The sequence below is a fragment of the Roseobacter litoralis Och 149 genome, from assembly GCF_000154785.2.
Classification (GTDB): domain Bacteria; phylum Pseudomonadota; class Alphaproteobacteria; order Rhodobacterales; family Rhodobacteraceae; genus Roseobacter; species Roseobacter litoralis.
Window position 1 is genome coordinate 4,027,731 of sequence record NC_015730.1, and the last position, 26,007, is coordinate 4,053,737.

Below are 26,007 nucleotides of genomic sequence, written 5' to 3' on the forward strand. Positions count from 1 at the left end.
ATTTTTATGCGCTCCGGTGGTTTCGACACCCACTAGCATGGAAAGCCCGCCAAACATGATGAGCGCGCCAAAAACGCGCGATGCGGAAACGTGCTCTTTCAAAAGAACAGCGCTGAAACCTGATCCAGACACAAAACGGCGACCGGCGCAAACCGGTAGCCCGCCACAGCGATCAGACCTAGCAGCGGCCCCCAAAATTGCGAGGATACAAAACTTGTAAACAGACAGGCGGCCGCCCCTCGTGCGGTGCCGTAACCAAATCAAAAGTGGAATGGTAGCCAAACCGAGGGTCACCGAGGACAAGGCGTCTTTCCATCTGCGCGGCAATCATAGGATCACCTTTGAAGCCGACGGAACTGCCACGGTGGTCAGCCACGGCTACGCATGGAACCAGATGGAACGCGGTGCCCTGCCCGAGAATGGCGGCAATGCAATTTAGGAAGTGTGGGGCACCTACGAGCACAGTTTCACCCAGACCGAAGACGGTTGGCGCGTGAACGGTATCAGCTTCTTTGCCACTGCCGAACGCGGCAACGACTTTGTCCGCGACACGCCGGGCAGCTGAGTGCCACCACTCACCCCGCAACACAGATAATTCAAGGAGACATCCGATGACAAACTCGAAGGAAAACATCAATCAAAACCGCCGTGCCTTTCTCGCCGGTATTCCAGCCACTGCGGCAACCGTTGCACTGGGCGCATCGCAGGTTGCCGCCCAAACATCGCCACGCGTTGCCACCGGACGCAGACTGTTGGGAAATCTGGAAGTGTCCGAGCGGGGGCTTGGCGTCCAGAACATGCACCGGACGTTCTACACCATCGTGCCGGACCGTGACGAGATGATCCGCTTGATCCGGTCAGCCAATAAGCATGGGGTGACCTTCTTTGATTGTGCAGAAGTCTATGGACCCTTCGCGTGCGAACGCATCCTTGGAGAGGCCATGGTACCGTTTCGCAATGACATTCAGGTCACCACCAAGTTTGGCTTTGGCGTCGACCCCGAAACTGGTGTGTGGGACTTTGCAGTCACAAGCCAGCCAGAGCGTTTTCGTCGCCCCGTTGAAGGGTCGTTGAAACGTCTTGGCACGGATCGCATTGATCTGCTGTACCAGCACCGCGTTGACCAGCGCATACTCATAGACGAGGCGACTGGCCTCATCGCAAGCAAGACGCTGGGGCTAGGTGTTTTGGGCCGATTTCCGATCCGCGGCGTTGAAGGTCAGCAAGACACTTATACCGTTGCATGAAATTGATGGCCGTTCTCACTCAGATTGGGACGGGCCATCCTTGCCGCGCGCACTGACGGCGAAGGATTGAGCTGCCGTCCACCAAACTGAACGCTGTAGAGACCGCAATATCACGCAAGATAGCAGCGAATTCACACTTTTCCTCCTGCGGCGCTTGCTGTGGTTCCCGCGAAGCGCACTTAGCAAGTCTTGGTTACTACCAATCGAACGGCAAGTTTGTCTCGCCGACTGTGATTTAGTAAGGGTCTTAGTGTTGCGCTTGCAGCGAGTGTTCGGCAATCGGGCTACAGCCGCAGCGTTGCGGACGCACATCCAATGTCTCTTGTGGGCCGTCCGCAAGATCCGTTTGAATTGGGCCGAGGTGCATGCTGCATCGCCTCTGATGGCCGCTACGAGCACAGCTTGTGAATTTGATTTCTTGCTGTGCGCGCTCGCAGTATGGAAATCGCAGCATGCGCAAAACTGGATCCGCTGCAATGCGGCGGACAATCCGGTCGATCATTCTTTTCGCAGCGAGAACGTAAGTCCCAACTGACCAGAAGCGGGCTTTCGCCGCAGTTGCACTAACGACGGCTTTTGAGCTAACGGCCTAAGATCGACTGTGATTCTGCCTCTGACAAGAACGGTCCTATTTGAACATGGTTGTATTCAGGCTGACAGCCAATCAAACGTGGTCTTATCTGAAGGCAGAAAGAACTCAATCTGGATTTCTTGAGCAACCGCATCTTCTGGACTACCAAAACTGGCCGTGATGGCAATCAGCCCGATTTCGGCGGTATTGATCCGGTATCGTTCCGGAAATACAGGCATTCCTCGCATGGGTTCGCGTGATCGCGGTGCATATTTTCGGGCAAGCGGGGTCTGCTGGTTCCTGTCTAAAACATGTCTGGCGTCAGCGCTTATGAGAGCGGCCATGTTAAGACGGCGCAACACATGCGGGACTACCTGTTCTGGGTTCAAAAGAAAGCGTCCAATTCCATCGGGCGATAGTGTCAAATCGTAGATGTTTCTGCGCAGCCTGTCCTGCACACCGCCCTTTCCAAGCGCTTGAGTTACCAGAGAGCAGAACGCCTGATTGGATGTCAGGATATCACCAGCGCGATTAACAGCATAGGCTGGGTAGGGCTCCTGCTTTTGAAGGACAGCGGCGACCGGTGAGCGTATTTCGTCAAATGCAACATCTGACCATTCGACCCGAGCGTTCCAATGAAGAAATCCGGCAGCTGCATACAGCGGAGCAGCGTCTTCGTAATTAAGTGCCAACGCCTCAGCTAATTTGTCGACGGTCTGCCGTCTTGGGACTGCACGGCCACTTTCCAAAAAACTGATCTGTCGTTGAGAAATCCCCGACAGCGCCGAAAGCTGAGTCTGAGAGGCGCGAAACCGGCGTCTAGCTTCGGTGAGGGTTTGCCCGAATTTCAAACAGGTCTCCGTTTATGATGTTCTAGTAATAGATTTGATTACCTTCAAACGGCTAATGTTGAAAAGCAAGAATACATTTGAAAGGAACAAGACATGCGACAACAAACACGGACCATCGCAATTTTCATCGGATTGATGTGTCTGGTTCGTTTCTCACTCGGCGCTGTAGGATATGTTGCACCGGACTTCCTGATGCTGGAGCTGGGCGCGTTGCCTGATGAAAATTTGCAGATGCCCTATGTCGTGCGCGTGTGGGCCATTCGCGATATGGTTATCACAGTGCTAGTGGTCATTGCCACGCCTGCAACTATCGTCCCACTGCTGATTGGCTGCATCGTCATCGACAGTGTTGATATTTTGACGGCAGTCTTGAGCGGTCAGTCGGGAGCCAATACAGCCAGTGAAACAATCAGCCTGACGATGACCGCCATACTCGCCCTAATCCCAGAGACAATCGCGCTGGTTCTGATTTTACGAAACCGGCGACTGTCCACTATCCGGCAAGTGTAATGATGGCCGACCAAACCTCCGCGCCCCGACCTTAATATGTTCCAAAAAATCCTAACTCTAGAGTATACGTAAGCCACGTTGATCAAAGTTACCAAAAGAAGTGTTTCAAAATCCAATCAGTTGGTCGAGGTTTTTGGCTCTATTGTGATGGCAGACATGCGCTGCGGCGCAGAAACGACGCACTCCGGGCTCGCTAGCGCCATTGGAGCAAGCGCAGCATCTATGCGCATTTCGCTCGGATGAGGCACGGCCCAAAGCTGCCTCTCGCGTTAAATTGGCCATGCTGAGATGCGGCCCGTCAAACCAGCCATTCGCTGCAACTGCGCTATCGGGTTCGCGGTGAACTCACACCATGCGAAACAAACCGGACATTCGATGTTCGACCTTTGCTCACGCACCATTCCCTCGCTGTTGCAGCAGAATTTTTGCTGCATTGCAGCCTCTCGCGTTAAATCGGCCGTTCAATGTGACCAATCCAGGTTGATTTCAATTCGGTGTTTCGCGGCGTCTTAGCGATGCATGCTTGCTTTCAGAGGGAGAAAGCTGAGGGCGCTCGTCCAGTCATACGGTCGCCAAGGCTCTCGTGCCGGCATCATTTGACGTTTGAACGCCAAAGGGCCAACGCACAAAGAGCATGGATTCGCCCGCAATATCATGGACGAGCAAGGTGTGCGCTAAATCACCAAGGGGGCAGTTCAGGACGATTTGTCCCTTTCGCTGGGCTTTTGCGACGACATGAACGTCAAATGGAACATCGGGATGACACGTTTGTAGGTGTGCGACGATTTGGGGGGCTGCGCCAACAGCCATATAGAGAGCGACACATGTACCCGGTTTGATGTCCTTGATCGCATCGGGCACCGTAAATCCGCTTTGGCGGTGCCCTGTGCTCAGCACAAGTGTGTCGATATTGCCTCTTTCCGTGAGGCTTTGGCCGACACTCGCAGCCGCCGCACAGGCCGCCGTAACACCGGGCACAATTTCAAACGGGATATCGCTGGCTTTGAGGGCATCGGTTTCCTCAGTACTGCGTGCGAACACTCCGGGGTCACCGCATTTCAGGCGCACCACCCTTTGCCCACGTTTGGCGGCAGCGACAAGCGTTTGAGTGATCTTTTCTTGCGGCCAACTATGACACCCCGGAGACTTACCAACATAGATGCGTTCAGCGTCGCGGCGTGCCAGTTCCAGAATTTCGGGATCAAGAAGGCGATCATAATAAATGACATCTGCTTCTTGCAGGCGCTGAACGCCGCGCAGGGTGATTAGATCCTTCGCACCGGGCCCCGCCCCCACAAGGCTAACGCTACCGCCCTTTGTGGCCCCAAAGTCACCTGTCTCGATGGCCGTTTTTATCAACTTGGCTGCTTCGCGTTCGGCCCCGCCGGAAAACAATTGGCGCGGTGTGTCATTGAACACCCAGCGCCACAAGTCCCGCCGCGCGCGAGGTCCGAGACGGGCCGCCGCCGCCCCGCGCATACGACCCGCAAGGGCCGCAAGATCACCAAGGCGAGGTTCAAGTACCTCTTCCAATTTGGTCTTGATTTGGCGCGCCAGCACGGGGGCTGTGCCTTCGGTGCCAATGGCGACAACCACAGGGTCACGATCCACAATTGACGGCGTGATGGCGTCACACAGCCGGGGCTGGTCCACCACATTTACCGTCGCGCCGCCCGCTTTTGCCAGCGCATGCAGCGCCATGTCGATACCGGGGCACCCCGAAGCAATGAACACCAGCGCGGTATCTGAAAACGTGTCGGGCGTAATGGGGCCAATTTGATGTGTGATCCGCCCCTCAACCGCGAGGCCCGACAATTCAGGGTCGAGCGCCGGTGCCCAGATGTCGACCATCGCTTCGGTTTTGAGGATCAGCCTTGTTTTTTGCGCGGCTTGTTCGCCACCACCAATGATGACAACGCGGCGACCTGCCATTTGCAGGAACATGGGGAAGGTTCTCATGCGGACGGGCTTTCTGTGTGATGACGCGCGTCCCACAGGTCCTGCGCGATCTGATGTGCTTTATCGGGGGTTGGTGCCGCCTTTGGCGTCCAAAGCGCAAGCCCGGCCTCTCCGATGGCCGCGACCTGCGCCTGACGGCTGCGGTCGGACGGATGAAACGTACCTTGCACCGCGGCAGGTGCGGCGCTCCGCGTCAGGATCGACGCCATCACACCTTGCGCGGCATCCGTCATTGTCCGAGCACGGCCCTTGCCACGTGCCAAGATCTGAACAAAGGGCGCGAGGGTCATTCTGCCGCCATCGGAAGGTGAGCCTGCGCCAGGAGAGCGGTCAATTCAGGCTTACAGGATCCACAGTTGGTGCCTGCACAGGTTGCTTCGCCCAAAGCGGCAACACTGTGCGCGCCATTCGCAACGGCAGCCAACAGAGTATTTCGGCCCACGTTGAAACATGCACAAACGGTTGCGCCCACATCTGGCCGGTCAGAGGGACTGCGTCCTGCCAGAGCGACAAGCGGTGGTGTCTCTGTGCCGATCATATCAACGATCGCCATGCGCGACACGACAACAGGGGTCGGCGCGGCAAAGAGCAGCGCTGTGATTTGGCCGTTCTGCGTTATGGCGATGCGTGTATTTCCAGTGGCGGCGTCCGTTTGGATTGACGCATCACCCCCCGGTTGTCCACTTAGATCCCGCACCTCGGTTTCCCAATCGCTTGGGTTTTTTGCGCTCGCCAGTTCCACCTGCCAGCCCGTTTGCGTGCGCGCGATGGCAGCGTAGGGTGTTTGGGGGTCGGGCTCATTGATACAGGCCAAAAACCCGTACCACTTCGCCTTATATAGCTGCGCTGTTACGGCGTTCGATTTCAACGCAGGTTGGCCAGAAAACGGGTCCACCCGTGGCGCTGTGACACTGTTCACGGTCCCTGTTGTCGTGCGTTGACGTGTCCAATGCATCGGCGCGAAAAGCTGTCCTTGCGCCACGCGGGAGGTGACGAGCGCGCGCAAAATCGCTCGACCATAGATGCTTTCCACTGTCATCAAAGCGCCGGGGGTGACGCCCAATTCAGCCGCGTCAGTGGGGTTTACCTCAACATAAGGTTCGGCGAAATGGGCGCATAACCGCGCCGATTTGCCCGTCCGCGTCATGGTGTGCCACTGGTCGCGGTTGCGCCCTGTGTTGAGCGTGAATCGTGATTTTGACAATACCGGCGCGGTCACCGCGATCATGCGGGCCTTGCCGTCGGGGTGAAAAAAACGACCGTTCGCAAAAAACCGATGATCATTTCCCGGCCACTGTGTCGGGATCAGACGGGCATAATCGGCATCAGCAAAAATGCTCAGATCCAGATCACGCGCAATATGGGAGGCGGCTTTGTCCAGCGCCACATATTCCGCAAAGATATCGGCAGGTTTTTGGTAATCAAAGGCATCGCCAAACCCCATACGCACCGCCACGTCGCTGAGAATCTTCCAATCGGGCCGCGTACTTCCCGGGGCCGGCAAGAAGGCCCGTTGACGCGAAATACGGCGTTCGGAGTTGGTGACGGTGCCGTCCTTTTCACCCCACCCGGTGGCTGGTAAAAGAACATGAGCAAGATCGTTGGTATCTGTCTTTTCCATGATGTCGGACGTGACGACAAATGGAACCTTGGCGATGGCAGCTGAGACGCCGTCAGAGTCGGGCAAGGACACAGCAGGATTGGTCGATATCACCCAAAGCACCTTGATTTTCCCGTTCGCACAAGCCTCAAACAGATCGACCGCCTTCAGGCCCGGTTTGGTACAAATGGTCGGGCTGTCCCAGAATTCCTGCACCACCTGTCGATGCTCTGCATTGTCCAATTCCAGATGGTTTGCCAGCATATTGGCAAGCCCCCCGACTTCGCGACCACCCATCGCATTGGGTTGACCGGTGACAGAAAAAGGCCCCGCCCCCGGGTGCCCGATGCGGCCCGTCGCCAAATGACAATTCAGGATGGCGTTGACCTTGTCAGTGCCACAGCTGGCTTGGTTCACCCCTTGGGAATAGATTGTAATGACCCGTTTGGTCCTTGCCCAAAGGGCAAAGAAATTCGCCAGTTCCTGATGGGTCAAACCGGATTGGGACGGATCAGACGCGCGCGCTGTGTCGATCGCAGCAGATGTGCCATTCACGTGGTTCTTGGTGAATGCCGCATCCAGTTTGTTCGTATCAGCCAGATGCGCAAGCAGCCCATTGAACAGCGCGATATCACCATCAGGCGCAATTTGAAGATGCATGTCCGCAAGGTCCGTCGTGGCAGTGCGGCGCGGGTCGATGTTAACGACATGCATGCCGGGCCGCGCCTCTTTCGCCGCCGCAATGCGTTGATACAACACCGGATGGCACCACGCGAGGTTGGACCCAACCAGCACGATCAGTTCAGCCTGTTCCAAATCAGCGTAGATGCCCGGAACCGTATCCGTGCCAAATGCACGTTTATGTCCGGCGACAGATGACGCCATGCACAGCCGCGAGTTGGTGTCGATATTCGCGGCACCAATGAACCCTTTCATCAGCTTGTTGGCGACGTAATAATCCTCGGTCAACAATTGGCCAGAGGCATAAAAAGCCACGCTTTCGGGGCCATGTTCGGCAATCGCAGCACTGAATTTCTGCGCCACCAGATCAAGGGCAGTGTCCCAATCGGCATCCGCGCCGTTCACCTTGGGGTGCAAAAGTCGTCCTTCAAGATCAATCGTTTCGCCTAACGCCGCCCCCTTGGAGCACAGACGTCCAAAATTCGCCGGATGATCAGGGTCACCTTTGATCGTGCCATCAGCCCCAGCCAGAACCCCGCAGCCCACGCCGCAATAGGGACATGTGGTGCGGGTCACGCTCATGCGGCCACCCGCGCCCGCAAAAAGGCGCGATCCAGCAGAATGCGCCCGTTCTCAACGCGCGCGGGATAAGTTGCGACGCGGCCCTCGTCCGCGCCCTGTGCGCGCCCGGTTTCCAGCGAAATGACCCAGTTATGCAGCGGACAGGTCACTGACTTTCCGTGCACAATCCCTTCGGCCAGGGGCCCTGCTTTATGTGGGCACGCATTGTCGAGTGCAAATATCTCATCCTCAGCCGTCCGAAAAACCGCCACGCATCCAAAAGCGGTCTTTACCATTCGTGCACCCCGCATCGGAACGTTTTCAAGCGGGGCAATATCAATCCAGTCCGTCATTCTGCGGCCTCCAACGTCAAGTTCGCCAAAGGCTGATAACGATCCGCTTTGGTCTGCGTGTGTTCTGCCCAAGGATCTTTGCGATAGATCGACTGGCTCAATTCAAACCGGTCAACCAAAGCTGGACCTTCGGCCTCAACACGTTCCTTGATCCAATCAAGACCCACTTTGCCCATCCATTTGTAGATACGATCAAGGTATTTGGCGTTCTCACGATAGAGCTGGGTCACAGCCTTGATCACATCTATCGCCTCGTCTTCGGTGGCGACCTGTAACAACAGTTCGGTCTCGCGCACGTCCATCCCCGCCGCACCGCCAATGCTGATCTGATATCCGCTATCGACACAGACAACGCCGATGTCCTTGCACGTTGCCTCCGCGCAATTTCGCGGGCAACCGGACACACCGAGCTTCAGTTTATGTGGTGTCCAAGACCCCCAAAGCTCTTTCTCCAACTTGATCCCAAGACCCGTGGAATCCTGCGTGCCAAAACGGCAATGATCCGTCCCGACGCAGGTCTTGACCGTGCGCAAACCTTTGGAATAGGCGTGGCCCGACACCATGCCAGCCGCGTTCAGATCGGCCCAGATATCAGGCAAATCCTCGCCCTTGACACCCAACAGATCGATACGCTGCCCGCCGGTGACTTTTACCGTGGGCACCATGTACTTGTCGGCGGCATCGGCTATCGCGCGCAATTCGTTGGGTGTGGTGATCCCGCCCCACATGCGCGGTACGACACTGAACGTGCCGTCTTTCTGGATGTTGGCGTGTTTGCGTTCGTTGATGAAACGGCTTTGAGGGTCGTCTTGATATTCCAACGGCCAATCAGCCAGCAGATAAAAGTTCAACGCCGGGCGACACACATGGCACCCGCACGAAGTCTTCCACCCGCATTCTTGCCAGACGGCGGGCATCGACATCAGGCGCTGTGATTTGATCATGCGGCGCACGTCCTCATGGGTCATGTCGGTACAGCCGCAAATGGCCGCGGCCGCGGGCATGACGAAATCATCGCCCAGCGTGACGGCCAGTACCTGTTCAACCAGCCCTGTGCAGGTCCCGCAGGACCCCGATGCCTTGGTGGTTGATCGCACGGCACCCAGATCAGAGGCCCCGGCTGCGATCGCATCTTCGATTTGTCCTTTACAGATTCCGTTGCAGCCACAGATCTCCGCGTCACGCGGTAAGGCTGCAACAGCTGCTAAAGGGTCCAGGGGGGTCCCCCCTTGATAGGCGGGGCCAAAAATCAGCGTATCGCGCATATCGCTGATATCGACCTTGTCACGGATCAGGCCGAAAAACCAATTGCTGTCAGCGGTATCACCATACATCACCGCGCCCATGATCACGTTGTTTTCAATCACCAAACGGCGATAGACACCGCGCGCCGGATCGCGAAACACAATGTCTTCGCGGCCTTCACCATCCGCGAAATCGCCCGCACTGAACAGATCACAACCGGTGACCTTCAGCTTGGTGGATAGCTCTTTTTGAACGAATTGCGCGGGTTCCCCCATCAACGTCCGCGCCGCCACCTTGGCCTGATCATACAGCGGGGCCACAAGCCCAAAGATCGCCCCGTCGTGTTCCACACACTCGCCCACGGCCAAGACATCCGCGTCAGATGTAATCATCTGATCATCCACATGGATGCCCTTGCCAACGGCCAGTCCGCAGTCTTTGGCGAGCTTGACATTCGGTCGAATACCAACAGCCATAACCAGCAGGTCACAAGGCAATTGCGTCCCGTCATCGAGCAACAGCGCCCTGACGCGGCCATTGTCGCCCAGAATTTCTTTTGAATTTGCGGTGCACTTCACTGTGATCCCTTTGTCCACCAGTGCCTTGCGCAGCAGATAGCCCGCCGCCTCATCCAACTGGCGTTCCATAAGGTGCCCCATGATATGCACCACGGTCACATCAACACCGCGCGCGGCCATACCTGCCGCCGCCTCAAGGCCCAACAACCCACCACCAATGACGACGCACTTGTGATCAGGTCCAAGGTCCATCATCCGCTGCGTGTCTTCCAGATCACGGTAGGCGATGACGCCCTCAAGATCATGTCCGGGCAACGGGATCATGAACGGGTTCGACCCCGTCCCGAAGACCAGCTTGTCGTAGGCAATTACCTCTCCGGTATCGGTCGTAACCGTCCGGTTTTCGCGGTCAATGTCCTGCACAAAACAACCAAATCGCGTTTTTATGCCGTTCAAATCGTACCATTCGTCGTCGTGGGTGACGATTTCATCGTACGTCTTTTCACCGGACAACACCGGCGACAACATGATGCGGTTGTAATTCCCGCGCGGCTCGCCGTTGATCAACGTGATGTCGTAATCCGCCTCGGCCTCGATCAAGGTTTCAAGCATCCGCCCCGTGGCCATGCCCGCGCCGATGATGATCAGTTTCTGTGTCATACCGATTACTCCGCTGCAATTGATTTGGGCTTGGGTTTCGCGCCGTGTTCGTATTCCTCAAGGAAATCAAGAACCTCTTGGCGGTAGGCGTAGTAATCTGGATGTTCCAACAGCGCCTTGCGGGTGCGCGGACGTGGCAATTTGACGTCGGTGATTTTGCCGATTGTGGCCTGCGGCCCGTTGGTCATCATCACCACGCGATCCGCCAGCAAGATTGCTTCGTCGACGTCATGGGTGACGCAGATCGCGGTCACTTTGGTGCGCGACCAGACCTCCATCAGGACTTCTTGCAACTCCCAACGGGTCAAACTGTCGAGCATTCCAAAGGGTTCATCCAGCAGTAACAACTTTGGCGATAATGCAAAAGCACGCGCGATTCCAACACGTTGCTTCATACCGTTCGACAGGGATGCGGCCCCCTTGTTCATGCTGTCGGCCAGACCCACCCGTTCGAGGTAATATTCAACAACATCCTGTCGTTCCGCTTGCGATGCGCGCGGGTAAACTTTGTCCACACCAATCGCGACGTTTTCCTTGGCAGTTAACCATGGAAACAGATTGGGCGATTGAAATACAACGGCACGTTCCGGGTCCGCACCTTCGACATTCCAGCCATCGAGCCGGATCGCCCCCTTGGAAATCGGGTTGAGGCCCGCAGCCATCGTCAACACCGTGGATTTGCCGCAGCCGGAATGCCCGATGAGCGAAACGAATTCCCCTTTTTTGATCTTGAGGTCGAAATTCTCAACCACCGTAAGTGGCCCCTTGGGCGTCGGATAGACTTTGTCCAATTGCGAGAAATTCAGGAACTTCTCCTCAATTCCGCCGCTCTGCGCTTTGGCAACGGCAGCGGGCAAACCGTGGATGGGTGTCACATTGGGCAAAGCGCGCGTTTCTTCGACTTTTGATGCGATCCCGACGTCCATCAGGTAGGTCGTCACCCGCGCGCGCAACGCCTTAAACGACGCGTCGTTGTTCATCGCGATCCGATCACGCGGGCGGGGAATGTTGACTTTGAATTCATCACCAAGCGTGCCGTCAGGGTTCAGCGCAATGATCCGGTCGGCCAGAATGATGGCTTCATCCACGTCATTTGTGATCAAAACACAGGTCTTTTTATCCTTGTCCCAGATCGCTTCAATCTCATCCGCCAGATTGGCGCGGGTCAGCGCATCAAGTGCAGACAGCGGCTCGTCCAGCAGCAACACTTCAGGATCCATGGCCAGCGCACGCGCCACGTTGACCCGTTGGCGCATGCCGCCCGACAATTCCGCAGGGCGGCGCGTGGCAGCGTGGCTCAAGCCCACCATGCCAACATAATGGTCGACCTTGGCCGCGCGCTCGGTCTTGGGCAGTTCCGGAAACATCGTATCCACCGCCAGCGCCACGTTGCCGTTCACCGTCAGCCACGGCATCAATGAATAACTTTGGAAAATCACACCCCGTTCGCGTCCCGGTTCCACGATCGGCACGCCCTTGAATGTGACCGATCCGGTGGTGGGGTATTCAAGCCCAGCCATCAAGTTGATCAAAGTCGTTTTTCCGGTGCCCGAAAACCCGAGGATGACAACGAATTCCCCCTCCGCCACATCAAGGTTGATGCCTTTGAGCACCGGTGTGTCGCCATAGTTCTTGGACACGTTTTTCAGTTGTAGAATGCTCATGCCACTCACCGATTGTTCGAGAATGTGAACATGGATTGAAGCGCATACATGACGCGGTCCAACAGGAACCCGATGATACCAATGGTGAACACTGCGACCATGATACGGGCAAGCGATTGGGACGATCCGTTCTGGAATTCATCCCAGACAAATTTGCCAAGGCCGGGGTTTTGCGCCAACATTTCAGCCGCGATCAGAACCATCCAACCCACACCCAAAGACAATCGCAGCCCCGTGAAGATCAGCGGCAGGGCCGACGGCAGCACCAGCTTGGTGATCTTGGTATATGTGTTCATTTTCAGCACGCGGGACACGCTGACGAGGTCCTTGTCGATGCTGCTGACACCGAGTGCTGTATTGATCAGGGTGGGCCAGAGCGAGCACAGCGTGACCGTAATGGCGGACACAAGGAACGATTTTTCGAACCAACCGTCGTTGGTGGTGTAGACAGCAGACACGATCATGGTGACAATCGGCAACCAGGCCAGCGGGGACACGGGTTTGAAGATTTGGATCAGTGGGTTCAGCGCCGCGTTTGCGGTGACGGAGAGCCCCGCCGCGATACCCAGTGGAATGGCCACAATCGACGCGATCATGAAGCCGAAAAACACCGTTTTGATCGACGTCCAGATTTGATCGTAATAGGTTGGTTTGCCAGTATAGATACGGTTGCGCACGGCGTCGGTATCGCCGTTTGCAATCGCTTCTGCGTTGCGTGCATCCTGGCGTTCGTAAAACGCAGCTTCGCGCTCTCCTTCACGGATCGCGTCTTGACGTAACTCACCCACCTGCTCCCAAACCTGCATGGGTCCCGGCACAGCACCAAGCGATGTCTGCACAGTCGGCGCAAGGGTAGCCCACATTGTCACAAAGACCGCAATCGCAAGCAGGGGCACACCTAACAGACGCCAGATTTCGCCGGCCTGTGCACGCGGATTATCCCCCGCTGCAGCTTTCAAGATGGGTGTTACCCAAGACAGGCCAAGCACGCCAAACCATGCGTCGGCTTTGTTAATGCGAGCAAAGCGGCGTGCGCGGCGGGTTTCGGCGTCAAAGGAGGTGGGGTCAATCGCGGTCATATCGGGTGTCCAACTGCTGCTTTTGAAAAATGGGATATGCCCGCCGCACGACGACACAAGGCGGGCTGCTTTGATTTAGCCTTGGATTTCGCCGTCCAGAACGGTCTGTCCGGACTTCAGTCCAATTGGCAGGCTGTCGATGTAGGCGTTTGGTGAGCGGCCATCATAGGGAATGGCGTCGATGATATCGCTGGCAGGCGTCGGATCTTTGAAACCGTCGGTGTCCCACGGAAAATCAGCCTCGTTGGCCATGCCTTCGTCAACCAACAAGCGCGCGGCCTCAAGGTAGATGTCAGGGCGGTAGACGTTGGCAGCGGTCTCGAAATACCACGCGTCCGGCATGGTTTCCGGGATTTGGCCCCAGCGGCGCATCTGCGTCAGATACCAGATCGCGTCCGAATAGAACGGATAGGTCGCGTTATAGCGAAAGAAGACGTTGAAATCTGGTGCGGGGCGCACGTCGCCTTTTTCGAACTCGAAAAAGCCCGTCATGGAATTGGCAATGACTTCGGCATCTGCCCCGACGTATTCAGGCCTCGACAGCATCTCGACCGCTTCTTCGCGGTTTGCGTTGTCGTTTTCATCCAGCCAGATCGCCGCGCGGATCAAAGCCTTGGTCAGGGCGGTCGTGGTGTTGGGGTAGTCTGCGGCAAATTCAGCTGTGATGCCAAAAACCTTTTCGGGGTTGTTCTTCCACATGTCGTAATCGGTGATCACTGGAACGCCAATGCCCTTGAACACAGCCTGCTGGTTCCACGGTTCACCGACCGCGTACCCAAAGATCGTGCCTGCTTCCATCGTGGACGGCATTTGTGGCGGCGGTGTTACGGACAACAAAACATCCGCGCCGATTTGACCTGAAATGTCCTGCTCGCTGTAAAACCCGGGCTCAAGTCCACCCGCAGCCAGCCAGTAGCGGATTTCGTAGTTGTGAGTGGACACAGGGAACACCATGCCCATGTTGAAGGGCTCACCACGGTCGAGATACTCCTCGACAACAGGCGCCAATGCGCTCGCACTGATGGGATGTTGCGGGCGACCATCGTCCATCAAAGGCACATTCGGGCGCATTTGGTCCCAAATCTCGTTGGAGACCGTGATCGCGTTGCCATTTAAATCCATTGAAAACGGCGTGATGATATGGGCTTCGGTGCCGTAGCCGATTGTTGCTGCCAAGGGCTGACCGGCCAGCATATGCGCGCCGTCCAACTCTCCACTGATCACGCCGTCCAGCAGAACTTTCCAGTTTGCTTGCGCCTCAAGGGTCACGAAAAGACCCTCGTCCTCAAAATACCCGAGCTCATATGCAACCGCGAGCGGGGCCATATCCGTCAGTTTGATAAATCCCAGTGTCAGGTCTTCTTTTTCAAGATCCAAAGACTGGGCCACCGCAGTGGAGGCCAACAAGCTGGATGTTGCCAGTAAGATCGCGCGTGTCTTTTTCATCGATTATTCCTTTTCAAAACCCAGATGGGAAAACAAAAAAAGCCGCACGTAGAGATCACGGGGGAGGAGGTCCGTGGTCTATACGAGCGGCTTTGCTCTTGGGAGGTGCGCTACCTACATCGGCCAGCGCGTATTTGCGGGCGTCGTTGCCCCTTACTCCGATGGTGAACCAGCGAGAGCTGCGAGCGCAATCTTTTTGCTGCGCCGCCGCATGAATTTTTACTGCAATGCAGAGATCGCTCAGTATTTAGGCGCTTTGTCTAGGAGAAATCGTAGGTTCTGCCGTCAAAGAAGGCATCAGGAGAAAGAATCATATGACCGCGGCTGGATGCGACTGCCGTTTCAAAGTGCAATGCGCCCTCTTCTTTTTCCGATGCACCGGGCATGTCGGCGCCGATGCCGGCAAGGTTCTGACGATAAAGGTCTGCTCGAAAACATGCCTTGGCTTTTTCTATCCCAACCGCATCCGCCCCAAGTTGGGATGCGATCCATGCGGCCTGACTGCGCCAGGGAAACGTCGCGGCATGTTTATGAAACTGCAAAAAACGGCCCACGGGTGTGGGAGCGGTATTTCGTTTGGTGACGATATCACCGGAAAGCGCGGGATCAATTAAATCCGGCGACATGCTCAGATGTTCGCTGCGGGCTAGTATTTCGACTGCCAAGGGAGTGTTCTTTTTCGCATCAAGCCAGGCAGATGCCTTATAGACAGCGCGCATCAGTTGCGCAGCGGCATCGCCATTTCCCTCGACCCAATCATGACGCGCGGCGAGAACCTTTTCAGGTGCGAACTGCCAAACATCTTTGCCCGTCATCATCAGCTGAGCCACGTCTTGCCCGACCGCGACGCTCCCCCAAGGTTCACCCACCCAGAAGGCATCAACGAACCCGTCCGCGACGGCATCCGCCATTCGTGGCGGCGGCACCGTGATTTCTTCGATCTGCAAGTCAGGTGCGTTGGATGTCCAAAGCGACAACAACAAGCGATGCATGGAATAATGAAAGGGTACTCCGACGCGCAGAGCCGTGCCCTTTCGAGTACTTAACGCTGACAAAAGCGCCTTGGCATCGCCAAACGGCACAGCGCCGATGTCTAAAGCCACATCGTTTGAAACGCCAAACACTGTGCCATTCACGGACAAGACCATCAGGGTATCGACACGCGCCGGCAATCCTCCGAGCCCGATGGACATCGCCACAGGCATCGGGGACAGCATTTGCGCGACGTCCAAATGCCCAAGGGCCAACATATCACGCAGCGCAGACCACGAGGGCTGGCGCACGAGGTTAAGCGCCAGCCCTTCCTCGCCCGCAAAACCAAGTTCTTTTGCAATCACCAGCGGGGCGCAATCCACCAACGGTACATAGCCGCAATTCAAGACGGTTTGGCTCACGACAACAGCTCCGCAGCCGTGACAAGGGCATGGGCGACATGGATGACTTTGCGGTTCTGGCTCATTGCGGTTTTGCGCAACAAATTATATGCGTCGTCTTCCGAAAAACCGCGTCGGCGCATCAAAATCCCTTTGGCGCGGTCAATTGTTTTGCGGTCCTCCAGTGCTTGTTTGGCGGCGTCCAGTTCGGATTGAATCTGGCGCATAATCTTGAACCGAGCAATTGCTGTTTCCAGAACCGACTTGATCCTGTCCATCTTGAGGCCATCGACCACATAGGCGCTTACCCCCGCGCTGAGCGCCGCTTGCGTCAGGATGTCATCCGTTTCGTCGACAAACAACGCAACGGCGCGTTTGGATGTCTCTGTCGCATGGGAAATATGTTCAAGCGTGTCACGATCCGGGTTGGCCAGGTCTATGAGCACAATATCGGGTGCAAATTCCTTGACGGTCCGGTCGAGTGCCGACATGTGCCCCAGCGCTTTGACGTCCGACCAGCCTGCATCCTTTAAGGCATCAAAAATCGCCCGCACTCGTTCGGGGTCAGGCTCAACGACCAGAATGCGCAGATCTTGGTTCATGAAACCGTAAAATGCCCTTGCATCGCCGTGGTCAACGCGAATCTCGAGGAACGCCATTGTCGCAAGAGTTTGCGAGCACTTAAAAGAAGCTTGAAGGCAAGGATGCCCATTTTTTTCGCAGTCTGAAACTTCTGACTCAAGTCAGTTCTCGGACAATCAGTTAGGCAACTCAACGGACAAGCCGGATTTCCACCAAGAAGCAGCCCCCTGAGCGTTGCCGCGTGAAGGTTCTGACAATTTAATTATAGCCTTCGCAGTGCGAGGAGGTCAGACGGAAACAAAGCGTCGCAGCAGATATTTTGTGCAAAAATAACGCAGTCGTTCGCAAGTATTAGATACCCCGCGAACGGCTGTCCTTACCATTTAGTATTTGACGGCCTTCTGGTTTTCTTGGCTGCGAGCATGAACGTCTCGTTTTTCCTCCGCTTGGCGACCCAGAGAATTATGCATTAGCCGCAAATTTCGTCCTGTGAGCGCATGCGGCATGAAAACCGGACGCACAGAATAGGCTCGCTACCGTCTTTGGAGCAAGCGCAGCATTTAGGCGTATTTCGCACGCATGAGGCCGGCCCTTAGCGGACTTTGAGCGCTGACTTCGATTTCTGCAGTTGCAGCGCGCTTGGCTGACCTTCGCGGCGTACGCGAAACGAAGTAAAGGCTGAACTAACGAAGTTCGGGACGAAGTGAGATTTCACTGCATGCGTGCCAATGGCGGCTTTGGGATAACAAGGTAAAAGCGGTGGATTTCGCCGGTGGCAGAAACGTATGGGTTTTCACGGAATTTTCGACGTAGGTGAAAGCTCACCTTCGTCATGCTACACTTTGAATTGAGAGCTATTTGGAGGACGCGATGGCCATCTATCGAAATACGTTTCCAAAGGTGAATGCTGATTTGTTATTGGCATATGTCGGCATGGAGACCGACTTGATCTTCAATCGTGGCGTAGACCTGCCTGGTTTTGCCTCTTACCCGCTCTTGGAAACCACAGAGGGTCGTGAACTTCTCGAAGGGTATCTGAAAGACATGATTGCTTTGGGCAGTGAGATGGGCGCCGGAGTGATACTTGAAAGCCCGACTTGGGTCGCCAATCGAGACCGCGCCGCGGCTCTCGGCTATACGCGCAATTCTCTGAAAGACCTCAATCAGCAAGCAGTCGCCATGATGGCCGAGATGCGCGCCGCCCATGGCGATGTGCCAACGGTAATCAGCGCCAACTTGGGCCCACGCGACGATGCCTATACGCCCGAGGCGCAAATGAGTCCGCAGGACGCAGAACGCTATCATTCCGAACAGATTTCCGCTTTGGCCGACACAGCTGTTGATGTGATCAGTGGGTACACACTCGCGTATCCGGCCGAAGCGATAGGGATTGTGCGCGCTGCGCGGCGTTCTGGCTTACCTGTCGTGATCTCATTCACCGTCGAGACGGACGGGAAGCTTCCAACCGGCAGTTCATTGGAAGACGCAATTTTACAGGTAGATGCTGCGACCAACGGCTATGCGGCCTACTTCATGATAAACTGCGCGCACCCTGACCACTTTAGAACAGTCCTTGAAGATCGGCCTTGGATGCAGCGCGTCAGGGGGATCATCGCCAACGCTTCAAAATGCAGCCACGCCGAACTTGATGAAGCCGAAGAGCTTGATGCCGGTGACCCAACCGAGTTGGCTCAACAGCTTTCCGAAATCCGTCACACGTTCCCACACATCATGGTCTTGGGCGGATGTTGCGGCACAGACATGCGACATATGTCGAAGATCGCCAATATAAGTGGATCAATATCGGCATAGCCAGTCCGACAATAACCCCTAAAAAACTACCTTGTTAAAGAATGACCGATTTAGGTGAAAAACTCGACATACTAGATGTTGTGTTTGGTTGGAGTGAGCCTTCCCAACTCGCTGTGATTGCGACCGCCTTCGATCAGCTTGAGGAACGTCAACTGAACTGGCTTCGCGAGAAATCTCCGACGCTCTGGTTGTCAGAAGACGTTTTCGCCTGTCACGGGACACCGACGAGCGACACGACCTATTGGTTGGAGAGGGTTTCGCCAGAAGGCGAAGTTATCCTCAGATCGCGTAACGAAGGTGCGAGCGAGGCATACGGCGTCAAGGCGAGCCCCCTGCTATTTGGCCATTCTCATCTACCACGTCGAATGGACCTACCTGATGGCCGTATGATCCTGAACCCCGGCAGTGTCGGGTGCTCAGACTATGTCGACGACACACCAGTGCGTCATGTCGTTCAAACAGGCACCAGCGCAGCCTGCCATGCCGTCGCTGGGAAAACGACTGCCGGATGGGCTACCGCGTTTCTGCATGTGCCTAATGATCCGAGCCGTAGGATAGAATTGGCAAAGTGTTCTGGTCATTCCAACTGGGAAAAAGACTGGCTACGGGCTGGGTGAACTGAGCGCACCGGTTTTCGCAAACCGGTCATTCGATCAAAGGAAAACTGTCACGCGTTTCGCATGTTCATGCGCGATGCAGCGAACGTCAGTTTGGATGAGGCCACCGTAACCATTCGGCAACTGCTTTGCGTCGGCGGTACTTTACCACCTACCTAAAAAACAGATGTGAGTATTCCCTGGTTCCCGCAAGGATCTCTTTTACAACAGAGCCCGGTGTAGGCCAGCTAGGGTGCAAGACGGCTTCAACGGCGTCCGCGTCAAATACGAGCCGCGCGTTATGTTTCGCCGCAAGATGCCGCATCTGGATGTTTTCTTTCAGGCACACCATTTTAATTGTTCGAACGCCCCTGTTCCGGGCAATGATGAGAATGTGTTCAAACAAGGCATCGCCGATCCCGATGTTTTGCCATTCAGTCTCAACACAGAACGCAGCTTCGGTCGTTGACGGCCAAGCATGAAAGAGACCATTCAGCTCCACCAGTCCCTTTAGGTGCCCGTCGATAAAAGCGCCACACACGATACTATCGTAGCGAAGGATGTTTTTCGCGTAGTTCAAAACGCCATTGTCACTGGCGGCCCCGCAAAACCTTGACCGCCGCGTTTGGACATCCAGGCGGAGGAAATGATCGCAAATATCTTCCTGATCGCCTGAATGGAGACGACGGACGACCAGATGTTGTGGGGTTCTTCTATCACTCATTTTGCAGGGCTCCTGCCTGACAGAATGGTTTGGGCCAGCACCCTCGGGAGGAGGTGAGGATGCTGGCCTTTGCGTTGGCGCTCCCTGTTGGATTTTCGCCGCGGCTCGTGCTGACTTACTCTGGGAGGAGCGAGAACCAGCACTTTTCTAGGACCGTTCCGCCTTTGCGGACCGGGCCGTTATTCGTTCTCCATGAGCGTTGCGGCGTATTTCGGGATATCGGATCGTGAAATGCCGACCTGCGCAAGCTGGTGGTCACTCATGCTTGAAAGCGTCGACAGCATCCGGGCCATTTGAAGCGCCCTTATGCCAGCATGTACTTTTGCGCCGAGCCTCACCAACAGCGCGAATGGTGCGGCGAAAGCGTGATTGTGCGTCTGCGTACTAACAGCCATAAGCCGCCTCCATCGCCAGTCTTTTGATATTGCTGCGTGGTATACCAAGGTCTTTCAGGTCTCGGTCGGTAAGTACTGAGAACTCATGATACGTTGCGCGGTAGACCCTACGTTTGGCCTGCGCCCGTCGCATGTGGTCCATTTTTTGATTAAAGAACGTGCGGCCAGCATCAAAAACGGCATCCAGCCCACTATTTGATCGTGTTATTGCCATGATATTACCTCGTCTCTTGCTGCAGTGCAGTATTTATGCTGCACTGCAGAAGTACGCGCATTTGGTAGCGCTCACAATTAGTCGATTTGGCAAGGGACCCATGCCAGATTGGAACAGGTAGGCGATACAAGATGGATATTTCAGCACAGATGCTGATCTTCGCAACCGTGGTGGAACAGGGAAGCATTTCTGCGGCCGCAAGATCAATGGGGCAGACGCCTTCAGCCGTCAGCAAGCAGATTGGTCTTCTTGAGGATCACGTGCATTACCGCCTGCTGAATCGGACGAGAACCGGTGTTTCGCCAACGCAAGAAGGCCAGGACTTCTACGAAAAATGCAGAGCAATGGCTGAAAAGTTCAAAGAGGCCGAGGCGATGATTCACACTCTTGACGGCGTCGCGCGCGGTACTCTCAAAGTCGCGTCCACCGTTGCCTTCGGAAAATCCCAGCTGATTCCTGCGTTACCTGCCTTCATGGAGGAAAACCCGGAGGTTCAGGTTGCGCTCGATCTGACGGATCGCGAAATTGACCTTCAAAGCGAAGGGTTTGATGTGGCCATATGTTTTGCCGAACAACGCAAGAACCCCGATATTGTCGTCCGGCGCATCATGCAGAGCCGCAGGGTGCTGTGCGCCGCACCAAGCTATCTTGAGCGGTCGGGAACGCCGACAAGTTTTGCCGAGCTGGCCCACCACAATTGCCTGAGGATTGCCGGGAACAGCCGACGGAACGCGTGGAGCGACGGAGATTCGATCAGTTGTGACGGATTTGAAGCCCAAGGCAGCTTTCAGGGAAATAGTACAGATGTCGTCTTTCGAGCGGCACTTGCTGGGATCGGAATCGCGCGACTGCCCTGTTACATGGCAAATCGAAAGTTTCAATCAGGCGAGCTCGTCCAAGTCATGCCGGAGTATGCACCGCCAAGCACAGATATCGTCGTGATGTTTCCCGAAAAACGTAATCTTGCCCCCAAAACGCGCGCGTTTGTGGATTTTCTGGTACGGCGGTTTCGTGAGGTTCGAGACTATCAGATGACTGGGTAACCGGTGCGGAAACATGATTGATGAGGAAGGAAAAGGTGGCGATTTGACCAAGAACACAACTGACATCGGAAGAAAGCTGTCCGAGCACCTTAACCCGGGGATGGAAGACGCATTGAACGCGCGCTACGGGCATCTATTGCCTGGCATGGCCGAAGGTGTGGTCGATTTCGCCTATGGTCGCCAATACGCACGGCCTGGCCTTGGTCTTCGTGACAGATATTTGGGAACCATTGCCGCTCTGACGGCCTTTGGGGGGTCAAACAATGCCTCAACTCAAGGTGAATATCGCCGGCGGGCGCAAAGCAGGCTTGTCGCAAGAAGAGATTGCAGAAGTAATCTGGCAAATGGCGTTGTATGGTGGGTTCCCGGCGGCGATCAATGCGTTGAACGCGGCGCTGGAGGTTTTCGGCGAAGAAGATAGCTGAGGCGTGGAAGCCCAGTTCCCCGACAAAGCGGCGATCAGGACATCTGTTGCGTGAAACCTGAGTTCACAGGTCCACTCCAATCAGGTACCGTCTCAGCAAGAACTGCGAGGCCAGAAAACAGCAAGGTCATACCCCTTGTTGCTTGTCTATCATTTTCGCTGTGAGAAGTATGAACGTCTGGTCCGCGCGTCGCGCTACGGAAAAAAAGTTCAATAGGATGCGGAATTATTTGTGTTACAAGCGCACGCAGCGAGATGTCATCACATCCGGTTTGGGCTGAGGGTGTGTGAAAACTCTGGATGTTGTATGCTTCTCGTCAAGAATAGGAGGCGTGCATGTCGGGATATATCGAAGGTGCAGATCGAAGTCAGATGACGCTTTTTCCGGACCGGCTGGAAGACTGGATCGACGAGGACAATGCGGTTCGCGTGATTGACCTCTTTGTGGAGGAGATCGACCTTGAGGCGATCGGTTTCCTGTGGACGGCGCCGGCGCGGACAGGGCGGCCCGGCTATTACCCATCTGTCCTGCTTAAGCTGTTTATCTACGGCTATCTGAACCGCGTGCCCTCCAGCCGCGCGCTGGAGCGGGAGGCTGGTCGCAATGTTGAGGTGATGTGGCTGACGCGGCGATTGGTCCCGGACCACAAGACACTCGCTGATTTTCGCCGCGATAACGGTCCCGCCATTCGGCGAACTTGTGCACAGTTCGTCGAACTCTGTCGCCGGATCGGGGTGCTGAAGGGGGATTGTGTTGCCATCGACGGCTCCAAATTCAAGGCGGACAATAATCGAGACAAGAACTTTACCAAGGGCAAGATCGCGAGCCGCACCACCCATCTGATTGCGAGTATCGAGCGCTACCTCGATGAAATGGTCCGGATCGACCGTCAGGAAGAGGGTGAGGTCCGGGCCGAGAAGGTCGCCAATCTGGCACAACGCTGCGCGCGTATCCGGCAGGAGATCGAACGCTTGGTGGACATCGGCCAGGCGCTCAGGGAAAGCCCGGACAGTCAGATATCCCTGACGGATCCGGATGCCCGCTCCATGGCCACCAGCGCCAAGGGCAGCGGTTTTGTTGGCTACAACGCCCAGTCCGCGGTGGATACCGAGACCCATCTGATTGTCACACATGACGTGATCAATGCCGGGCACGACATCAATGCCGGGCACGACCGTGAACAACTGTCGCCGATAGCCAAGGCGGCAAAGGCCGCTCTCAGACGTGACGAAATGAGCGCGGTGGCTCCCTCTCGGGATATTGCTTCGCAATACCCTGCCGGGCAGTGGACAAGGGCTACTTCAGCGGCCGCGAAATCCTGGCCTGTCACGAGGATGGCATCACCCCGACCCTCCCCCGGCCCGAGACTTCGGGCAATCGCAAGAAGGGCATGTATGTGAAGGCCGACTTTGCCTATGACGCGGATGCGGATCTTTACCGATGCCCGGCAGGTGAGACGCTGACTTACCGCTATACGACCGAAGAAGGCGGCTTGATCGTGCGACGCTACTGGACCAACGTCTGTCAGACCTGCCCGGTCAAGGCGCGCTGCACCACCGGAAAAGAGCGCCGGATCACACGTTGGGAACACGAACATCTGGTCGACGAGATGCGCGACCGCATGAGCAGCGAACCCACATTGATGAAACTGCGTCGCTCAACGGTCGAGCACCCATTCGGCACGATCAAAGCGTGGATGGGGGCGGCGCACTTCCGGATGCGCACGCTCAAGAATGTCCGCACCGAGATGGCATTCCATGTCCTCGCCTACAACATCAAGCGCATGATTAACCTAATCGGTGTACGTGGGCTTCTGGCCGCCATTCCGGCCTGATGGGCGGCGCTCAGCTCAAATCGTATCGCAGCAAACGTCACAAGTGCGCAGATTCAGCCCTCTCCGGAGCAAAAGGCGCAAAAGTGGCCCAAAATCAGGATACCTCCACAAAATCGGTTGAAACGTCCTCATCGTCGAGAAACCAAGCGAGTTTCCACACACCCTCAGCCCAAACTGGACACTGAGCGCCCTAAAGCGTCATGCGAAAAACCTGAATCACGTAACGCTGCCTGAAATCAAAGATTTCAATGCGTTACGTGATACTTGATGTTTCAGGTATTTCGTCAAACGCTCTAATCGAATGCTGCAGTAGCAGCTCGCATTGCTGCCCTTCGCTGCGAGCGCAAAGCACTTTCAAGCATTACAAGGGAATAGATCAGGTTGCGCGAAACCTGGATATCTGAGGAGGGGCCATAACATTCGTAGATATTGTGATCGTGGGCACCCTCAGAGCGCCCACAACATAGCAATTTCTGCAGTTATCAAGGTATTGGCTTTGTTTGGTAAGTATATTTGTAATTAACAAAGAAAACCTGATTCAGGTCGCCGAACCCGCTCCCGCTCTCTACATGCAAGATGGCTTTTCCGGAAACATTTAGATCAGCCACGATATCCATCCCCGGAACAGGAAATGGAACTGTTGCATCAGGTTCCCGAGGATCGCAGAGTGGTCTATGACCTCTGCGATCCTCGGAGTTCACAACGGTGCCTGCTTAAATATAATCGCGCACAATATAGTGCCCGGCAGGCGCATTGAAACCAACGTATGACGAGAACGTACAACCGCTATCACTCGTTTTTCTACATTCGCCACGGATGGTAACCTCCGTCGCCGTCGGACTGACGGTTGCGGCCAGCAAAGCAATTGGTGCACCAATCGTTTTCTTCGTCAGTTACCAGCTTGATTGTTTGTGGCATCCCAGAACTTTGGAAAAATAAAACATATTCTTCCTCCAAATGTGGTGGGCACATGAAAACTGCGCCCATCTCTAATTGTTGCCAACCGGCGAGCCAGTGAGCATGAAACAAACAGATCATGCGTCCGGATTTTATGATTTGGCTTCTGAGGAAGCACTTTGCGCGATCATGAAAGCTGCTTTGCTCCAACAGAAATTTATCACCCCGCCGTCAATCTTGGCAGATGGCGCCGTGCGCTCGATTCTGTCTCTCAGGCTGTCGAGGCAAGAGCTATCGCTCTACTGATCCGTAGACCGGGTGAAGCATCAAAAGACCTGCAGATGCTCAATTCGACGTGCCTGAAATTTGTCCGCAGTCCTTGGGGCGTTTACTATGATTTGAGGCTTAACCGGCTTCAAAACCCGGACTGGGAATTTCTCAGTAAGCAACCAACGCATCAACCGACGCTCGATACCCTGATTGGGCCACCACCTGCAGTACTAGGCAAGCGAGCAGACTATGCCTTTCTCAGAAAGAGACTCAAAATAGGAAGACGGCTAGGCGTCAAGCTGAATTCAGACAAGGTATGGTTCGATGCCATGAGCATTGCGTTCACTGAGAGCGCCAGTCATGTTCCTTGGTCGGCGATAGAGGAAACCAAGTTTCTACTGCCGCATCATTCAAAAGATGTTGAGAAAGGACGCACCTTTGTCCAACTCAAATCACGGTATTCCGCAGTATTGACCGAACTCAACCGAGTGAAGGTTGGGCTAGCAATAGCATTACCATCGGTTGACATCATCGTTGAGAATGATGAGACAGAACGCATTTTGGCTCAGAAAGATGGTTTGACGAAGGGTCACGACGGGCATTTGAAATGTCATATTCAAAACGAAAATGCGAAACTTAACGAGGCGATATTTGAGACAGCAAACACCGCCCGGGGCGAAGAAAACTGCCACGAATGGTTGATCGCAGTTCAGCGTCCATCTGGCTTGTCGTCACTGCTGTTAGATCTGGCGCCCCTAAAAAGACAGCAAAGCAGAACCAGATGGAGGGTGAATTCACACTTCGCGGGACAAAACTTCCGTTCGACAAGTTTGCCTAAAAGGCTGCTCTGATGGCTGCTACGGACGTTCTGTACACGCCCCACACAGAGTGCACTCA

Annotated in this window: 23 protein-coding genes and 1 pseudogene; 10 read left to right on the plus strand and 14 right to left on the minus strand. The window is 55.4% G+C overall.

The window, feature by feature from the left end:
• The first annotated feature begins 271 nt into the window (after positions 1–271).
• From RLO149_RS23860 to RLO149_RS19290, 3 genes are read left to right on the plus strand one after another with little or no spacing between them, the layout of a single operon-like run.
• Positions 272–439, plus strand: a complete 168-nt coding sequence (locus RLO149_RS23860; protein WP_158308171.1) for a hypothetical protein — start codon at positions 272–274, stop codon at positions 437–439.
• A gap of 3 nt (positions 440–442) precedes the next feature.
• A complete protein-coding gene (locus tag RLO149_RS24375) occupies positions 443–565 on the plus strand; it encodes a hypothetical protein (RefSeq protein ID WP_259650476.1) in 123 nt (40 codons plus the stop codon).
• A 46-nt stretch (positions 566–611) separates the two neighbouring features.
• Positions 612–1,247, plus strand: coding sequence for an aldo/keto reductase (locus tag RLO149_RS19290; protein ID WP_013963758.1), 636 nt, complete (start codon positions 612–614; stop codon positions 1,245–1,247).
• A 648-nt stretch (positions 1,248–1,895) separates the two neighbouring features.
• Here RLO149_RS19290 and RLO149_RS19300 read toward each other — a convergent pair.
• The gene (locus RLO149_RS19300; RefSeq protein WP_013963760.1) at positions 1,896–2,669 is read right to left on the minus strand and encodes a helix-turn-helix domain-containing protein; all 774 of its coding nucleotides are present in this window, start codon (positions 2,667–2,669) and stop codon (positions 1,896–1,898) included.
• A gap of 93 nt (positions 2,670–2,762) precedes the next feature.
• Here RLO149_RS19300 and RLO149_RS19305 point away from each other — a divergent pair, with 93 nt between their 5' ends.
• Positions 2,763–3,179 (plus strand): hypothetical protein, encoded by a 417-nt coding sequence (locus tag RLO149_RS19305; protein ID WP_013963761.1) that lies wholly within the window; start codon positions 2,763–2,765, stop codon positions 3,177–3,179.
• Between the two features lie 561 nt (positions 3,180–3,740).
• Here RLO149_RS19305 and cysG read toward each other — a convergent pair.
• The 10 genes from cysG to RLO149_RS19355 all read right to left on the minus strand — a co-directional run bounded on the left by cysG (position 3,741) and on the right by RLO149_RS19355 (position 16,920).
• Complete coding sequence (cysG, locus tag RLO149_RS19310; RefSeq protein ID WP_013963762.1) at positions 3,741–5,138, minus strand: siroheme synthase CysG; 1,398 nt, start codon at positions 5,136–5,138, stop codon at positions 3,741–3,743.
• Entirely contained in the window at positions 5,135–5,428 is a 294-nt protein-coding gene (locus RLO149_RS19315; protein WP_013963763.1) for a hypothetical protein, read from the minus strand. Before RLO149_RS19315 ends, cysG begins: the two co-directional genes overlap by 4 nt.
• Positions 5,425–8,001 carry a nitrate reductase gene (locus RLO149_RS19320; RefSeq protein WP_013963764.1) on the minus strand — a complete coding sequence of 859 codons (2,577 nt, stop codon included), beginning with the start codon at positions 7,999–8,001 and terminating at the stop codon, positions 5,425–5,427. Before RLO149_RS19320 ends, RLO149_RS19315 begins: the two co-directional genes overlap by 4 nt.
• On the minus strand, positions 7,998–8,333 hold the full coding sequence (gene nirD, locus RLO149_RS19325; protein WP_013963765.1) for a nitrite reductase small subunit NirD: 336 nt from the start codon (positions 8,331–8,333) through the stop codon (positions 7,998–8,000). Before nirD ends, RLO149_RS19320 begins: the two co-directional genes overlap by 4 nt.
• Positions 8,330–10,756 carry a nitrite reductase large subunit NirB gene (gene nirB, locus RLO149_RS19330; RefSeq protein ID WP_013963766.1) on the minus strand — a complete coding sequence of 809 codons (2,427 nt, stop codon included), beginning with the start codon at positions 10,754–10,756 and terminating at the stop codon, positions 8,330–8,332. Before nirB ends, nirD begins: the two co-directional genes overlap by 4 nt.
• A gap of 5 nt (positions 10,757–10,761) precedes the next feature.
• Complete coding sequence (locus RLO149_RS19335) at positions 10,762–12,420, minus strand: ABC transporter ATP-binding protein (protein ID WP_013963767.1); 1,659 nt, start codon at positions 12,418–12,420, stop codon at positions 10,762–10,764.
• A 5-nt stretch (positions 12,421–12,425) separates the two neighbouring features.
• The gene (locus tag RLO149_RS19340) at positions 12,426–13,499 is read right to left on the minus strand and encodes an ABC transporter permease (RefSeq protein WP_013963768.1); all 1,074 of its coding nucleotides are present in this window, start codon (positions 13,497–13,499) and stop codon (positions 12,426–12,428) included.
• 75 nt (positions 13,500–13,574) lie between these two features.
• A complete protein-coding gene (locus tag RLO149_RS19345) occupies positions 13,575–14,945 on the minus strand; it encodes a CmpA/NrtA family ABC transporter substrate-binding protein (RefSeq protein WP_013963769.1) in 1,371 nt (456 codons plus the stop codon).
• 260 nt (positions 14,946–15,205) lie between these two features.
• Positions 15,206–16,339 (minus strand): CmpA/NrtA family ABC transporter substrate-binding protein, encoded by a 1,134-nt coding sequence (locus RLO149_RS19350; protein WP_013963770.1) that lies wholly within the window; start codon positions 16,337–16,339, stop codon positions 15,206–15,208.
• Positions 16,336–16,920: an ANTAR domain-containing response regulator gene (locus RLO149_RS19355; protein WP_044025757.1), complete on the minus strand. Its 585-nt coding sequence runs from the start codon at positions 16,918–16,920 to the stop codon at positions 16,336–16,338. The genes RLO149_RS19350 and RLO149_RS19355 overlap by 4 nt, the downstream gene beginning before the upstream one ends.
• Before the next feature lie 850 nt (positions 16,921–17,770).
• Between RLO149_RS19355 and RLO149_RS19360 the strand changes: the two genes are divergently transcribed.
• Positions 17,771–18,712, plus strand: coding sequence for a homocysteine S-methyltransferase family protein (locus tag RLO149_RS19360; RefSeq protein WP_013963772.1), 942 nt, complete (start codon positions 17,771–17,773; stop codon positions 18,710–18,712).
• Positions 18,713–18,753: 41 nt separating this feature from the next.
• On the plus strand, positions 18,754–19,329 hold the full coding sequence (locus tag RLO149_RS19365) for a metallophosphoesterase family protein (RefSeq protein WP_013963773.1): 576 nt from the start codon (positions 18,754–18,756) through the stop codon (positions 19,327–19,329).
• Between the two features lie 151 nt (positions 19,330–19,480).
• On the opposite strand, the gene RLO149_RS19370 is transcribed toward RLO149_RS19365, so the two are convergent.
• The 3 genes from RLO149_RS19370 to RLO149_RS24425 form a co-directional block, all read right to left on the minus strand.
• Positions 19,481–20,032, minus strand: coding sequence for a GNAT family N-acetyltransferase (locus RLO149_RS19370; RefSeq protein ID WP_013963774.1), 552 nt, complete (start codon positions 20,030–20,032; stop codon positions 19,481–19,483).
• Positions 20,033–20,211: 179 nt separating this feature from the next.
• Entirely contained in the window at positions 20,212–20,427 is a 216-nt protein-coding gene (locus tag RLO149_RS23990; protein ID WP_013963775.1) for a DUF1127 domain-containing protein, read from the minus strand.
• Positions 20,417–20,641: a DUF1127 domain-containing protein gene (locus RLO149_RS24425; protein WP_013963776.1), complete on the minus strand. Its 225-nt coding sequence runs from the start codon at positions 20,639–20,641 to the stop codon at positions 20,417–20,419. The genes RLO149_RS23990 and RLO149_RS24425 overlap by 11 nt, the downstream gene beginning before the upstream one ends.
• A 131-nt stretch (positions 20,642–20,772) precedes the next feature.
• Here RLO149_RS24425 and RLO149_RS19385 point away from each other — a divergent pair, with 131 nt between their 5' ends.
• From RLO149_RS19385 to RLO149_RS19410, 4 genes and pseudogenes are all read left to right on the plus strand, one after another.
• Positions 20,773–21,684 (plus strand): LysR family transcriptional regulator, encoded by a 912-nt coding sequence (locus RLO149_RS19385; protein ID WP_013963777.1) that lies wholly within the window; start codon positions 20,773–20,775, stop codon positions 21,682–21,684.
• Between the two features lie 263 nt (positions 21,685–21,947).
• Positions 21,948–22,109: a carboxymuconolactone decarboxylase family protein gene (locus tag RLO149_RS24555; RefSeq protein WP_425357853.1), complete on the plus strand. Its 162-nt coding sequence runs from the start codon at positions 21,948–21,950 to the stop codon at positions 22,107–22,109.
• Positions 22,110–22,444: 335 nt separating this feature from the next.
• Positions 22,445–23,943, plus strand: a pseudogene (locus RLO149_RS19395) (IS1182 family transposase).
• Between the two features lie 1,076 nt (positions 23,944–25,019).
• On the plus strand, positions 25,020–25,961 hold the full coding sequence (locus RLO149_RS19410) for a hypothetical protein (RefSeq protein ID WP_148264409.1): 942 nt from the start codon (positions 25,020–25,022) through the stop codon (positions 25,959–25,961).
• Positions 25,962–26,007 lie beyond the last annotated feature (46 nt).